Raw genomic sequence first — 15,752 nt, 5'->3', positions numbered from 1 at the left:
ACGGGTGACTTCAGGCTAGATTGACGACTGCTGAGGCGAACAGTGGTATGACTCAGCGCTGGATGCGCCGGTGCCTATGCAAGAAGGTGCTCGATCAGTCTGGTCATGCCGGGCCGTTGGCCATCGCGGCACGGTCATAGAGGAGTTGGTAGGTGGTGGCGCCGCCGGCCGGCCGGTCGCGGTAGATGGTGATGGCGGAGAAGAAGTCCCGCTTGATCTTGACGGCGCGGGCGCGCTCGCTTTCCTCGATCTCGCTGATCCACTGCTCGACATGCGGGGGTAGCTTGAAGGCCAGCTCGTAGGCTCCGGTGTTGTCGAGCGGCGTGACGGTCCACTCAGCGTCGGTGTGGTGTCCGCGGCGCTGTATCCGCACGTGGTGAGCAGGGTGACTCTCGGCGTGCTGGAGGAACGCGCCGGCATCCGAGGTGGCGAGCGGCAGGATGAACGGGGCTGCAGGGAATCCGAGGAGGAGTTCGGTGGAGGTGTGGGCGGTGAGGGCGGTCGTGAAGCGCATGATCACGTCGATGAGGGCATCTCGCACGGGCAAGGCGAAGTCCTTGTCCGGTGGGACAGATGCTGTGCCGAGTTCGTAGCGGAGCCGGGCTCGGACATCTGTGAGCGGCAGTTTGTCGAGGACGTGCTTGGTAGCGAGCGCCAGCAACTCGTCGGCGGTTCGCTCGATGACCGTGAGGAGCCGGGCGAACGAGGGGCCGGAGAGGTCGACCAGCGAGATCTGGTGGGCTATGGCGTATCGCTGGGCGTCAGAGGTGAAGCCCGAGGTGGAGAAGAGGGCGTAGACATACTGGTAGCGCCGCCGTGGACGGCCGGCACCTGCCCCCTCCCCCGGGTTGCTCATGCCGCCGACGGCGAAGTTCTGGTTGACGTCGTGGAGGACACCGTGGGCGTTGCGGACGACGGCCAGGTCGCACGGGCGGTTCTTGAATTTGGCTTCGAGGAACATGCGGACGGGGAGCGAGAACGCCGGCGTGAAGGCGAACTCGCCGAGGACGTCGACTTGGTGGCGTGCGCTTCGGCCTCGCACACACAGTGCCCCGCCATAGCCGATGGTGAGTTCTTCCGGGTCATGCCTGACCTCGGTGAGGAGGCTGTAGCCGCTGTTGCGAAGGAGCCAGGAGAGGGCTTCTTCCAGCAGGTAGCCCTGGAGTGTGGACTTGGCGATCACGCTTCTCCGTCAGGTGGAAGGCGCCGCCGAGTCTGCATCTGGCAGGTCGGCGGCGCCGCGGGCAGGGGTGCTGGTCCGGGCCTGTCAGCTCGGCAGGAACGGGCTCGGCTTGCCGTGCCAGGAGATGGTGAGTGCGTCGCGGGCTCGGGTGGTGGCGACGAACAGCAGGGCGCGTGCCTTGCGTAGTTCGCGTTCGTAGCGGGCGGGGTCCTGGGTACGGTAGGCCTCGACGGCTGCGGTGCGGGGAAGGATGCCGTCGCTGGCGGCGACGATGGCGAGCTTCTGGTACTCGAGTCCCTTGAAGCGGTGCATGGTCCCGACGTGGACCATGCCGTCGCCGCGTGGCCCGTCTTTGGTGAGTTCGGCGCAGGTGATGTGGGCCTTGGTGGTGAGGTAGTACATGACCTCGTTAACCTTGTCGCGCTCGGCGACGGCGATGGCGACCAGACCGCGGGGGTCGCGGGGTGCGCCGGTGGGGTCGGTGGCGAGTTCCTCGTGCCAGGCGCGCATGGTGGTGGCCAGGCCTTCGAGTTCGTCCTGCCATGTGTCGTAGTGAACGAACTGCGGTGCCGGGCCGTGGAGGACGGAGCGGTAGCCATTGAGGGTGTCGGTGCCGTCGTCGAGGTCGTCGAAGTTCTGGTTGTCCACGACCTTGAGGGCCTCGGCGAGGATCTCCTTGGTGGTGCGGTAGCTGAGGGTGAGTCGGGAGGACCGGCCGCGGATCTTGATGCCGAGGGCGCTCAGGGCGACCTGGTTGTCGTAGATGCGCTGGTGGGTGTCGCCGGTGATGAACATGTCGTTGGGTCCGGAGGCGACCATCGCGCGGAGCATCTTCCAGTGTGCCGGGCGCAAGTCCTGGGCCTCGTCGATGACGATGTGCCGGTAGCGGTGGTTGAGGTAGCGCATGCCGGAGCCGTCGTCGCGGTGGCGGAGGTCCTGGGCGCCGAGTTCGTCCTTGTAGCTCTGCCGTGCCGTGATTCTGGCGGCACGTTCGATCTCGTAGCGGGCGGCGCGTTCGGACGCCTGGCCCCAGGTCTCCATGCCGGCCTTGTCGAGGCGGGTGGTGAACTGCTCGATGAGCTTCCAGACGGCGTTGCGCTCGGGACGGGTCAGCGGGCGGCCCCGGCCAGCGCGGCGGGCCTGGAAGTAGGCGGAACGGGTGGGGATGGACTGGCCAAGAATGACCTGCTCCCACTCCTCCATGAGGAACTCGGGCTCCCAGGCTCGTTCGTCGAGCTCGAAGAGCATGGTGCGCAGTTCCGCCAGGGCGACCTTGTCGTCGATGCGGTTGCGGGTGCGGCCTGGCTGGGCGTTCTCACCGAGGACGCGGGAGGCGAGCTGGTCGATGTGGACGATGTCGACGCGGTCCATCAGCTCGGGCTGTGCTTCCAGAAGCGAGGCGAGGCGGTTGCGCAGGTCAGTGGTGAGGTTCTTCGTGAAGGTCGTGAGGAGGATCGGCTTGTTCTGGCCGGGAGGGAGCTGCTTGGCGAGATGGTGTACGCGGTGCAGTGCGACGATCGTCTTACCGGTGCCCGGCCCGCCCGAGACGCGGGCTTCCCCGCTGTAGTCGCGGTTGACCAGGCGGGCCTGGGTGGGGTGGAGGAAGTACTTCCAGGCGCGGAAGTCGCCCTGTTCAATGGCCGCGGCCACGTGCTCGTCGACGCTGGTGACCGCAGTGCGGGCGAGGGCGGTGGTGAAGTCGTCGGTGTCGACGGGCTCCTCGATGGCGACCCGGGCGGTGATCTCTGCCCGGACGTCCTCGATGGGCATCTGTGCGGCGAGGCCGTACAGGACGTCCTGGGAGAGAAGCGGGGCGTTCTTGACGAGTTGGTCGAGCTCTTCGCTGGTGGTGACTGCGAGGGCAAGGGCGATGAGGGGTTCGGCGACGCCGAGTTCGCTGAGCTGCTCTGCGGTGTAGCCGGCCAGAAGTGCTTCGGTCGCAGCTGGCTGCTGTGGCTGCGTCGCCTGTGTCGTGCCGGCCGAGACGTCCTCGGGTTCGGCGGGGGTGAGGTTGATCCCTGCTCGGCGCAGGGCGCTCTCGCCGACGGTGGAGAGGTCGACGAACTCGATCTCTCCGGTGACGCGGTTGACGGCGACGGAGAGCTGCTCGTAGACGGCGCGACGGTGGCGGACCGCGATGACCAGCCAGCTCTCGTCACCGTTGGGTTCGGTGCCGGTGCGGGTGAGCAGGACACGGTAGGAGTCGTCCAGCCAGGCAGAGTGGATCTTGGGGTTGCCCTTGAGCGGCCTGAGTTTCAGGCTGACGTGCCGGGGGTTTTGGCGGAAGCGGTCACTGAAGTCGTAGAAGGTGGCCTTGACCGAGCGGTCGAGCTTGTACAGCTCCTGTTCGGCCTTCGGGTACAGGCTGAGCCGGGCGGTCATCGGGTCGGGCCTTCCACGTGGTTGTCGCCGGGTTCGGTGGCGGTGTTGGGCAGAAGCATGGTGAGCGAGTCGAGGTGGTCGAGCCACTCGCCAGCGGCGCGCACGGTCCAGCCGGCGGCGGTGTAGGCGGCATCGCGGCGGTCGACGTCCTGGTCCTGGTCGTGCTCCTGGTCTGGATCCTTGTCGCGGTCAGGCACGACAGCGATCTTCGCCTCAGGGCTGTCCCAGGCGAAGTCGGCGGGCCAGCGGCTGTTGCCGAGTTCGTAGCCGAATACGGGTGCCTGCTTGCCGCGGCTGGCGAGGGCGAGGGCAAGGGCGCGCAGGTTCGTGTCCTCGTCCTCGTCGAGCAGCGGGAGGATGTCCTCGTCCCAGGCCGGGTCGCGCACGATCTCGGCCTGGTCCTTCGGTGAGGCATTCGCTCGGTCGTCGGCCGTGGATGGTTGTGTGGCGGGTTCGGCAGGCCGCGCGGTAGCGGCGCTGCAGACGGCGAGCGTCTCCACGTCGAAGTGGGACACCTGGCTGGCTGTCAGCTGGATTCCGTCGCCGCCTGAGTGTGCGAGGAACTGCACGAGGTTGGCCCAGTAGAGCCAGGAGCGCCAGCGCTGCCGGTGCTCGATGGTGTCGAGGCCGCCGGCGGTGTCGTCGAGGACGGCCAGCACGCTCCAGGCCAGGGCCTCGGGGTTGCTGGCGTCCACGGTGAACAGCAGTGGCAGTCCGGTGGCGTCGGTGGCGCGGAAGATGTGGATCGGCCCCACCGTCCTGGCTCCCGGCTGCTGTTCGCTGGCGGGTGCTGCCTGCCCGGGGACGCACGCCGCCAACCCGTTCCGCAGGGCCGCCACGAGCTCGTCACGCCGGTCAGCCTGTGCCAAGGCGGTAGTACCGGGAGCGGCGGTCAGCCCGGTGACCAGTGCACGGGCACGGCGGGCCCAGCTGTCGCGGTCGGGGTCTCGCAGGTAGGCGAGCAGGGTGTCGATGGGATTGGTGAAAACGAGGTCTGTGAACGACGCCCGGTTCCCGCCGTACTGCTCGTAGGCGTTCTTGGCAGTGTCGGGCGCGTCACCGCCGTAGGGCGGCCAGACGCGTGCGGCCTTCGTCGATCGTCCCTCGAAGAGGTCGACGTCGTGTGCGGTGATCTGGAAGACGATCTGGCCGTCGGCGCCCAGAACTGCGCGCTTGGCGGCGTCGGAGGCGGCCTCGTTGTGATCCTCACTGGAGTGGAATCGGCGGCCGTCGAGGTAGACTTTGAGGCTTTCGCGTGGCCCGTCCTCCCTGGTGAGGGTGAAGTCGGTCCGGGTTCCTACCAGTCGCTCCTGGGCAGTCAGGCGCCATTTCACGCTGCCCGCCTCGGTGGTGATCTTCAGGTGTCCGCTGGCCAGTCCGTCCTCCTCGAGGACCGCGTCGCTGCTGTCGCTTGCCCACTGGCGCAGGGCAATCAGGAAGCGGGCCTCCAGGTCGGATTCGACGAGCCCGTCCAGGCCGATCTGCCCGGTGGTGGCCACCTCAGAAATGATCCAGCTGTTCTCCTGCTCGATGCCGTCCTCGTCCACGGGCCCGAGCAGGTCGGCGATCAGCTTCAGCGCCATGGCACGCGAGACGTGCTGCTGGTACTGCTCCCTCGTGTAGCGGTAGAGGCACCGGTGGCAGGCGTTGCGGCTTTCCTCCTCCCGGCACGGGCACTCCAGCAGGGCCTTTCGCGCCGCAGCAAGGGTCGCGCGGAAGGCATCGGGGTCTGCGAGCCGGTGCAGGTATCCAGTGCCGCCGGGCAGGGTGTCGAACAGCACCATGGACCAGCGGCGTGCCCCGCTCTTGCCGTCCGGTTCGGACACAAGGGCACTGTCGAGGTGCTGCGGGTCGCCACCGTAGTGCCGGTCCACGCCCAGGCGAAGTGCGGCGCGCAGCGAGTGCACCTTCTCGTCCACCAGCACGGTGCCGGCCGGGAGCAGGATGCGCAGCGCGTCGGTGGTGAGCTCGTGGGCGAGAAGGATTCGGATCTGGTCGGCGTCGTCCTTCTTTCCGCGGCGTAGCGGGCACCAGGGGCGGTGGTGCTTGAGCCGGGGGTCGCGCGCGGCCGAGGAGCTGAGGGAGTCGGTGTGGTGGTCGAAGACGGGCCTGCCGCCGGCGGAGGCGGCTCCGCAGCCGGTGCACACGTGGAAGGGGTTAAGGCGCACCGTGTGGCCGGCGAAGTCGTCCCTGGCCGGGGTGTCGTAGCGGGTCGGGCCGAGGTTGAAGGTGCGGATGACGGCGCGGCGGCTGAAGTCGACGCCGAAGGTGGCGCTGGCGTGCCGCCAGGAGCCGCGTTCGATCACCTCGGCCGGCATGTCAACGGCGTGGTAGACCTCGTAGAAGCCGGGCTCGCGGTCGTCGCGGTCGTCGCGGATCTTTGCGTCCTCGCGCCGGTCCCGGGAGGTCACCAGGGTCGGCTGGACGACATTGAACAGGCAGGATCCGTCGTCGGCGATCTGCGTGGTGTGGCATCGCGGGCAGGGGTCGCGGTCGTTGCGGGCGTTGTCGGTGCGTACGTAGCCGCAGTTCGGGCAGACCCGCCACTCCTGCCAGGAGCGGCGCTCGGGGGTGCCGATCTCCAGTCCGGTGATCTCGTGCCGGTAACCGTTGACGTAGAAGGTGTTGCCCGGTGCGAGTTCCCTGATCGCCAGTCGGCGGGGTCGTTCGTAGGTGCGCTGTGTGGACTTGTAGACGGTCTTGCCGGTGGCCTGGTCCTCGGAGCCTGCCCAGTAGAGCGTGGCGTCCAGTTGGGTGCGGGTGTCGATCAGCGCGTAGTTAGGCAGAAGGCCCAGGTCACACAGAGCCCCCTGCGCGTGTGTCTCACCGAGGATGCGAAGTCGGCCGCCGATGCCGCGCCGTTCGGCTTCCAGCTCAGCCTTCTGCCTTGCCTCCTCCGGGTCGGCCTCGTGCAGCTCACGGATGGCTTCGTCGATGGCGCGCAGGCGTCGTCGCAGCAGGTCTCCCTGCTCCTGCCACGCGCGTCCGGCCGCCTCGATGGCGCTGCGAAGCCCGCTGGCGGCGAAGAGCTGCAGCTGTTCGGCTGCCTCCTCGGTCACTCCGGTGTCCAGGCCGTCCAGATCGGGGAACAGCTCCAGGAATCCCTTTACGAGCTGCTCGCTCTGTGCGAGAGCGACCTCCATGAGGTCGTCGAGGTACCCGGACGGGCCGAACAGTGCGCTGACGCTGTGGGGCAGGGGCGCAAGCGCGGTGCCGTCCTCACGTAGCAGGCGGCCGGCGGCAGCGAGGTCCAGCAGGTGCGCCATGTACTGACGACGCAGGATCTCCACTGCGGACAGGTGGCAGCCCGGCGGGACGATCTGACCGTCGATCATGTCCATTGGCTTTTCCAGGAAGTACAGGTCGCGCCTGCGCCGTTCCGGGATGGTCAGCAGGAAGGCGTTGCCGTCTCGGCGCCCGGCACGGCCGACTCGCTGGGCGTAGTTCGCTGGGTTGCGCGGCAGTGAGGCGAGTACGACCGCGGACAGGTCACCGATGTCGATGCCCAGTTCCAGGGTCGGCGTGGCGGAGAGCACGTTCGGGTCGTTGAAGCCGGTTCGCTCGCGGAAGGCCTTCTCCACGGCCTCTCGATCGGGGCGGTCCAGCAGCGCGGTGTGCTCGGCTGTGATGACCTGGTACGGACCTGACTTCAGGTACAGGCGCCGGTAGTAGTCGTGCTGGTAGTCACGGTCGCGCAGGTGCGTTCCGAGTTTCTCGGCTCGGTCGCCGGCCACCAGCCGGCCCTGCCCGCAGCGGTAGGACGGGCATCGCTGACCGTGCCACTGGTCGAGCAGGGACGGGTGCACGGTCTGCTCCCACGCGCACACCTTGCACCGCACGTATGCCAGGTTGACCTGGTCGTCCGTCAGCTTCAGCACGTCGATTCCACCGGGCGCCAGCCCGTAGATGCGGGTGGTGCCGTCCCGGCCGATCCGCATCGACAGCAGGCCGGCCTCGTGCAGTTGCGGCAGCAGCCGGCTCCAGAACTCCGGGGCCATCTCACGCTGGAGCTCCAGGCAGCGCTGTGCCCAGCGCTCGTACCAGGCCAGACGTCCGGTCGCGGGGTCGAACTCGCTGCCCTCCTTGACGGAACCGAGGAGGAACCGCGGCGCGGCGACCCTCTTGGGGAAGGCCGGCATGCCGGGCGGGCGGCGGCCCAGCACGAAGAACCGGCTGGTGCCAGCCTCGTGCAGGTAGCCCTCGAGCCACCGGTGCCTGACCGCGCCGCGTGAGCGCAGCCGCTCCAGGAAGACCCGCAGAAATCCCAGGTATCGGGCATCGTCCTGCTCAATGGGTTCGGGGCCCCGGTTGGTTGGCTCCAGGTGTGCACTGCGCACAAGGTCCACCGCGATGTCCACGTTCGGAATGCGCACGTGGGCGGCTGCGGTGCGGGTCAGCTCCAAGGTGCGGCCCTGGCGGGAGCGGAAGCCGAACTCCATTAGGGTCTGGAAGGCCAGCCGCTCCCCGATCAGCCGCCAGGTCTTCAGGTCACCTCCGCGGTTGGCCTTGCCGGACAGCAGCCGCGCCACGCCCTGATGGTCGTGCAGGTCCGGCGGGACCACAGCGGACAGCACTTCCGCGTTCGGCTTGCCGGTGACGGGATCGGTCGTAGCAGCAACGAGGTCGGCGACCAAGTCGTTCAGAGCAGTTGGCTTCTTCTCCGACAGCCGGTCGGCAAGCAGCGCGCGCAGTGAGAAGGTGTAGGAGCGGCTCGCCACGAAGCCGGCGCGGTGCGCGGCGTCCTGCACCGAGTCGCTAAACATCAGCGTCTTTCGGTCGCGGGGTTCCTCCGCGAGTTCGCCTCCTGTGAAAAGGCGCGTGATCGAAGCGGCAGCCAGGGCGGCGCCCCCCGTGCCGAGGAAGCGGATCGCGTTGTGCTCTCCGCACATTGGGCACCAGTCCTCACCCGCTGCCGTGTTCGCTGTCTCGCCTAGGTTGACCAGGACGAAGGCTGAGTCGCGGGCCGTCAGGTTCGGCTCGTGCGTGATGGGGTCGAAGTCCTTGATCGGGTCGGGCAACCGCAGTCGGCCATTCACTCCGTCGAGGACCATGACCCGGCCGCTGCTCCCGTGCAGCCGCCCCCGGCCGCCGGCTCCGCCTGTTCGGGTGCTGGCCGGCATCGGCGCGGCCCCGGACCCTTCCCTGGCCTCCTCGTCGGTCGCCGCGATGAGGTTCCGCACTCGGATCTTGTCCTGGCCGACAGAGGCCCGCCGGATCGTGCTGGCGTTGAAGTCCGCCTGGAGGTCATCACTCTCCGGTGTGAACACCGCCCAGCCCGAGCGGCCGCACTCGCGGCAGTACACCGCCGGCAAGAAGACATTCGCGCTGACCCCGGCCGTCGCGGTTGTGGCGGGAGCCGATCGCTGCGCATCCACCCCGCTCGCATCGGAGGCGTCCGCCGAATCCCAGCGAAACTCCGCCTTGGGCCACGGCAGCACACCCCGAAGCAGCCGAGAGACCGACCGGGCCCACTGGTGCACCTCGACATGGACCAACGGCCGCGGCTCCTCCGGAGTCGACTCCGGGTCACGGGCAATCGACAGCAGTGCCACGAACCGGGCGAGCGCGTCCGCCGCCTGCTCCGGGCGGGTGGCCACTGCCTGTCCCCACGAGTACGCGCCGGACCTCCACATCACGTCCAGCACCTCGTCCGAGGTCTTCACCCCGCTGCCGAGGGACTGCATGACCGCCTGGGTGAGGATGTGCCGCTTCAGCGTCGCGCCGAGCACGAAGGGGTCCATGTTGCGGCTGTTCGTCACTGCGAAGACGAGGTCGGACAGCGCTTCCTCGCCGAGAGCCGGATCAGGCAGCGCCGCCAGCTCCTCCGGGGAAGGGAGCGGTAGCCGATTGTCCAGCTGGCCCGGGTCGATGAACTCTGCTGGCGACTCGCGGCGCTCCCCGATGACCGCGCCGTCGGAAAACTGCGTGCCGAACACCTGCGTCGCTACCCTGAGCAGGTCACGCTTACCGTCACCGCCGGTCCCGGACGCCAGCGTCGCTGACGTCGCCACCGGGCAGATCGAGCCCAGCGGGCGGCCTTGTTCTGACACCCCCACCGCAGAGGCGAGCCGCCGAAGCAGCATCGCCACATCGGTGCCCTGCGCGCCGTCGTAGGTGTGGAACTCGTCCACGACTACGTAGCGGATCTGCGAGTCCCGCCACATCGCGGCATCTGCCCGGCGCTGCAGCAGCAGGTCCAGCATCCGGTAATTCGTGATCAGGATGTCCGGGGGCGTCAGCTGGATATCTGAACGGTTCGTCAGCACCCGCTCGTAACGCGTGGACGCTTTGTCTCCGATGTACAGGCCGGCCCGCACAGCCGACAGCTCATCATTCCGCTTCAGATACTTGTTGATTCGGTCGGCCTGGTCGGTCGCCAGCGCGTTCATCGGATACAGGAGAACTGCCTTCACCCCGGCGTTCCCCGCCGCCCGCTCACGCCGGCAGTGGTCCAGGATCGGCAGCAGGAACGACTCCGTCTTGCCCGACCCCGTGCCCGTCGTCACCAGCGTCGGCTGCGGCTCGTGCCCGAACGATGTCAGGCGCGCGAATGCCTCGGCCTGGTGCGCGTACGGCGACCAACCCTCAGGCGCCCACTCCAGCAGGGACCGCCACGACGGATCCGCCGGAATGAACGGCGTGCGAATCCGCAGGTACGGCCCTCGGAACATCCCCGACGACTCATCACCCAGGAAGCGGTGCAGCGCCTCTCGCGCCCCCTCGTCCGACAGCGCGTACGTTGTCGACAGGTACTGCAGCAGGCTCTCTTTCAGCGCCCGCGCCTCAAGCGTTGGCCTCACTTCGACGGCACCTCCTGCCGAACTGGATCCCACTCGCCCCGCGCCACGGCAGCATCAAGGCGAGCCTGGAACACCGCGTGCGCCTCCCGCATCTCCCGCTCACGGTCAGCCTTGTAGAAAGAAGGCGTGTAGCCAGCTGGCGGTGGAGATTCGGGCACCTTGTTGAACGCGAGGAGCTGCTCATAGTGCTCCTTCGTCTGGCCGTGACCGTAGGAGTAGCGGTTACCTGCGATCTTTCGACCACGCGCGTCGAACCAAGTCACCGAGTCGAAGTCTTGAAGGATCGGGAACCGCGCCCGGTACATCGCGATCAATGCGTCAGCGCTGACCCCAAGCCAAGCCGCCACAAGCGCGTCAATTTCAACCAGCGCGGCCCGCCGAGCACAGTCTGAGCGTAGTGGAGTTCCCTCAGTCCACTCTGAGGATGAAGTATGAAGAACCTCGGGAGAAGACCAGCGAACCGCCCACTGCTCGCTTGCCCAGCTGGGGTCATAGAGCTCAGCCCAGAGCGACTGATAGGCGTCCGTCAGGCAGTTCAGGCGCATCACACGGAGGCACAGCGCCGATGCCAAAGGGTGGCCCGGCGATGCTGCAGGCATGATCCTCGCGGCATTGACCTGGAGGTCGCCCCTGCCGCTAGTACGCAGGAAGTAGTCGACTGGTAGAGCAGCCCAGAACCCGGCAGTCAGCACGGTATCCTCTCGGGTCGGGAGGGCTGCACTGTGAATCCCGTGGACATGAGTTGGCCCCTTGGGCAGGAGCGCCGCATACAAACTCCGCTCGGTATCCGGCGCGATCTGTCGCCGCCAGGCCAGTCGAAAGAAGTCCGAGTACGGGTACCGTGCACGGTTGGTCAGTTCCTCATCGATTTCCTGAGCACCGACTTCCGAGTCAGGAATTTCACGGATCTCCGCAATGGCTGCCCGGGCGGCCGAAATCTCACGCTCGTCGTTGCGTAGGCGTTCCAGTTCCTGGTAGTCAATCCACCGGTCCTGCGCCTCAACGTACTTCTTAGAGGAAGCGACACGGCGATACTCCGACTCCGGCACCGCACCTGAGGGCAATTCCTGCAGGTTGAGCCCGAGTACCGCGCTGGCTCCCTGACTTGGTTGCTTGAACATAGAGTTAGCCACGCCGAGCTGGGGACCCTTGAGAATCACGTCGTTCCACCCCGTCACGGCGTACTGAGCGTTGTCTTGCTCCGTCGATGCACGGTTGTAGTCGATGAGTCCTGCGGTCTTGGCCAGTGCTTCGTTATAACCAGCCGAGATCTGCGGGTTGAGGTCAGCCAACCGCCATGGATACTGCGCCAGTGCCTTGATCGCGTCGGCTTCTGCGGTACTCACTGGTGACAGCAGCCTGGCCTGCCGAACGGACTGGTCCTGCTCGCCGGTGAGCCGCTGCCATTGTGCGAGGGTGGCCTCGTCGACGCGGACAATCCGCTTGCGGTGGGGGCGCTCGTCCCAGCTAGAGCCAAAGCGGACGCCAGGGTCAGGGACAGTCGGGTCATCGGGTGCAGTCGCCGAGAGGCGAAGAGCGTCCACCGAGAACAGCCAGGAAAGGTGGTCGAAGCCGATCTCCCCGACCGAGCCATAAATGTGGACACCGAAGTGGCTAGATCGACCGACGGGCGGCGGGAAGAAGCGGTTGCCGGCGTTTACGAAATCACCGTGCACGCGCAATCGGGTGTACGCGGCTTCTCGGAGCGATGCCTCGCGGTCACCGTTGAAGTGAGTGTCCGGGTGGACGAGTCCTACAGTTCCGCGTGCCGCCGCGTGAGACCACGTGCGGCACATGAACGCTCGGTAGAGGTCGGGCCGGGTGCCGTCCAGCAGCGGGTACGCAAGTGCAGAACCCAGGTAGGCCACCGTGGCGCTCGTCGTGGTCAATTCAGAGAGCAGGTATGTCCGTGGAACTGTTGCGTTGAGCAGTTCTTCTCGGCGGTTTTCCTTCTCGGACGCGGAGGCCTTCTCCGCCAGCATGAACCACGGCTCATGCTCAGCAAGGACGGCTGGCTCGTTCCAATCGGGCCGCACCCAGGGCGGGTTGCCGACTTGGAGGTCGAAGCCGCCGAGGCGCGCGAAGACCACGGCGAAGTCCAGCTCCCAGTGGAGGAATCCTTGTTCGGTCGCGATCTCGCGAACGGTCGTCAGCCATGGGAAGCGACTGGCGAGCTGCCATTCGGAGTCCATGCCCATGAGGCTGGGCAGGGAGTCTTCGTAGGGCTCGAGCTGGTCCAGATCCTTGAACTGGGAGACGAGGGAATCAGCGGGTACGTCGTGGGCACCCAGGACGGCTTCCGCGAAGTCCAGCCAGTCGGCCATGCTGGCGAGCGGAATCGCTGCCCTGCGAGCGGGGGTCTTCCCACGCGGCTTGCGGGTGATCGGCGTCCTACCGGCGGCCGTGACCGACTGGGCGTCAGCCATCGCAGTGAGCAGAGACTCCTGCACACCGTCCATTGTGAGAAGCAAAGGCTGTGCTGTGTAGTTCAGCGTGACTACTGGCTGCGCCTGCGCAGCCACTGTCGGTTCTCCAACTTGAGGAAGGCCGGCCAGCGCCGAATCCGCCGAGCGGCCCGTAGCAACATACGCGGTGTCACTGCCATCGAGGAGACCGGCCGACTTGACGGGCCAGAACCAAAGCGCGCACCACGTGTCCATAACGGTCTTCAAGCGCCAGTACGGTGTGCCGGTGGCCTCGAAGAGGTCCGCGTAAACCTTCTCCTTAGGCACGACCGCGTCGGGCCGGGCAAGGAAGGCATACTCGGCGTCGCCTGGGTCAGCTCCCCAGACGTCTATCCGACGTGAGATCTCCCGCTCTGAGATCTCCATGCGGCGAACGACCAGCGCCCACAGGTATTCCGCTCGGCGAGCTACCGCCTGCAGTCGGGCGAGTTCCGAGGCCTTGCCTCGGGGTGCCTTGGCACTGGGTGGCTTGAGGATGCCCCTCTTCCACGTCGCGAGCCGCTTGGAGTCCTCCGCGGCGAGGCTCTTCGCTTCTTTCTCGGACGCGACCGCGCCCCAACCCACGGCCGGGAGGAGAAACTGGTGCACAGCGCCATCGGGTAGCGGCTGACTCAACCCGTTCTTGAGGAAAGGGATCTCGGTCGGGGCGAGCGCGCCCTTGGCCTTCAACCAGGCCTTCTCTTTGCCGGCCACGTCCTCGGCCGCGTATACGGCTCGGCGGGCGCCGATGAGGGAGTTGCCGCGTCGCAGGTGAAGCCCGAACCATGGGGCGCGCATGCCGGGGTGCATGGTGTTGAGCCAGAGCGATACCTCAGCGAGTTCGACGCCTGTCGCGTTGAGGTCGACGCCGTAAGCGTTGTGCAGCGCGATGTACGCCTTCGCCCGCCGCTCCTCCGTCACGGCTTCGGAGGCTGGGATGGACGTACCCAGTTCGTCCTGGCGGCGCTTCAGGTACTCCTTGGCGACCTGGTTGATTGCCTCGTTGAGGAAGGCCCCGGAGCCGAGTGCCGGTTCGCAGATCTTGTACTTGAGCAGCTCGGATGCACGGGTCTTGACGACGTTCCCGGCTTCATCGCGCTGCTGGTCCAGCCGGTGTTTGAGGGCGAGTTCGACGGTTACCTTGGTGAGTGACTCCGGGGTGTAGTAGGAGGCTGTGGTCTGTCGGTCGCGGCCGGCGAGGCGGTAGACGAACGAGCCCTTGGGGTATTTCTTGCGCCCCCGCAAGCCCTTGCGGGCGTCGTCGTCGCTGTACTGGACAAAGACGTCGTCGGGGTACTGGTCCTGACGGGAGGCGGGGATCATCCAGGAGCCGTTGTCGGTCTTGCCTCCCTTGGCGACCTCGAGGAGTTCCTCCTCAGCGATGAAGCCGGTGAAAGACATCAGGCCCTCGTACACGGCGCCGAGCTGGTTGATGCCGAGGTTGCGGTAGGAGATGAAGCCGCCGCGTTCGCCGCGCCGACCGCCCCTCTTCATGGTGAGCAGCCGAAGGATTTCGTGGAGTGCGGAGTTTCGGGGCCGTAGGTCGAGCCAGCGTGGGTCTTCATGCTCGTCCACGCGGGGGTCGAGGACCTCGGTGCCGATGAGGCGGATCGCTTTGGGCTCGAAGAGTTCGCTGCGCAGCGGTTCGAAGCGCAGTCCGCGGTCCTGGCTTCGGCGGGCTGCTTTCTCGGCGCGGGTTTCGTTGTCGTCGCCGGGCTGGTCGTCGTCGGCTTCGCTGCCATAGGGGCGGTGACCGTAGTTGACCTTGGCGAAGAGGACATCGAGCGATTCGTAGAGGTGGAAGCCGTCGCGGGCTTCGGGGTCGATGAGTTCCTCGTCGCGTTCGACGAGTTCGCGCAGGCGGGCCATCGAGTAGCCGGCTTCGTAGCTGCCGTCGTCTGCGGGGAGGATGCCGAGTTCGGGGCGGGCTTCGGCGAAGAGGAGGAAGAGGATGCGGTACAGGTAGCGCAGGGACTCGCGGGTGAGTTCCTTGGCGATCGAGGTGCGGCCGTCTTCGATGTCGCCGGCAGCGAGCCCGGTCTCGGCAAGGCGCGCCAGCACCTCGTTGGCGAGGATTTCGACGGAGCGCTGGAGGCCGTGGCGCAGTTCGCCGCTGACGCCGACAGCGTTGTCGGTGGACGCCTTCAGGAGAGCGTCGATGGTCGGGCTCTCGCCGTTGTCACCGGGCCGGAGCATGTCGTGGCTGAACAGGGCGGCGATGGTGGCGAGTTCACCGCTTTGGCGGCGGTCGTTGCGTTCGAGTGCGGCGTCGATATTGGCGGCCAGGTAGCGGCCTTCGCCCCACGCGGTGCAGTCGGCGAGAACGATGACGCCGCCGACGAGGAGCAGGATGAAGCGCGGTGTCGGGCCTTCTGCGTCGCCGATGTTGCTGTGGAAGAGCCAGGAGGCGAGTTCTGGTCCGCTTTCGTAGGCCTCGGCGGCGCTGAGGCGTAGCGGGTTGAGTAGCTTGGCGGCGCCGTTGTGGTCGAGGGCGGCGTCGTTGTCGGCGGCCCAGCCGCAGTCGAGGGCGACGATGCCGTCGCCGTAGTAGGCCACGGGGACGGTGTGCTCGCGGCCAGAGCGGTGAACGGTGATCTCGGTCGGGCCGGCGGGGTAGCCGAGTGCGCTCAGCAGTTGCCGGTGCCATTTCGTGAGCCGCTTGGTCCACTCGGGGTCGCCATAAGTGCGGCTGAGTAGATCGTCTTCGGCGTCCAGGCGCGCGGTGTCGGCGAAGAACGTGCGCCCGTCCTCAGTGAGGTACTGGCGGCGCAGCTGGCGCAGAAGCTCTCGCGGTGTGACGCGGTTGTCCAGGTCGTCGCTCTCGCGGATGCCCCAGGTCGTGAAGAGACCTTTCTTGAGGTCGAGCTCGAGTTGTTCGGCGAAGTAGTGAGCGGAGAAGTACTCGCCGCGGTTGCTGAAGGAGTCGAAGTCGGTACTCATGAT

General features: G+C 67.0%; 4 protein-coding genes. All 4 read right to left on the bottom strand.

Annotated elements, in window-relative coordinates:
* Nucleotides 1–103: 103 nt before the first annotated feature.
* The gene (locus tag ABD369_RS35060) at nt 104–1,183 is read right to left on the bottom strand and encodes a PDDEXK family nuclease (RefSeq protein WP_344640679.1); all 1,080 of its coding nucleotides are present in this window, start codon (nt 1,181–1,183) and stop codon (nt 104–106) included.
* Nucleotides 1,184–1,267: 84 nt separating this feature from the next.
* A complete protein-coding gene (locus ABD369_RS35055) occupies nt 1,268–3,565 on the bottom strand; it encodes a UvrD-helicase domain-containing protein (RefSeq protein ID WP_344640678.1) in 2,298 nt (765 codons plus the stop codon).
* A complete protein-coding gene (locus ABD369_RS35050; RefSeq protein ID WP_344640677.1) occupies nt 3,562–10,365 on the bottom strand; it encodes a DEAD/DEAH box helicase in 6,804 nt (2,267 codons plus the stop codon). Before ABD369_RS35050 ends, ABD369_RS35055 begins: the two co-directional genes overlap by 4 nt.
* Nucleotides 10,362–15,749 carry a hypothetical protein gene (locus ABD369_RS35045; RefSeq protein ID WP_344640676.1) on the bottom strand — a complete coding sequence of 1,796 codons (5,388 nt, stop codon included), beginning with the start codon at nt 15,747–15,749 and terminating at the stop codon, nt 10,362–10,364. Before ABD369_RS35045 ends, ABD369_RS35050 begins: the two co-directional genes overlap by 4 nt.
* Between the last annotated feature and the right edge of the window lie 3 nt (nt 15,750–15,752).

The sequence above is a fragment of the Kitasatospora cystarginea genome, assembly GCF_039533515.1.
In the GTDB taxonomy this organism is placed as follows: domain Bacteria; phylum Actinomycetota; class Actinomycetes; order Streptomycetales; family Streptomycetaceae; genus Kitasatospora; species Kitasatospora cystarginea.
Note: the sequence above shows the minus strand (reverse complement) of the source record. Positions and strands in the feature narration are given on the sequence as shown.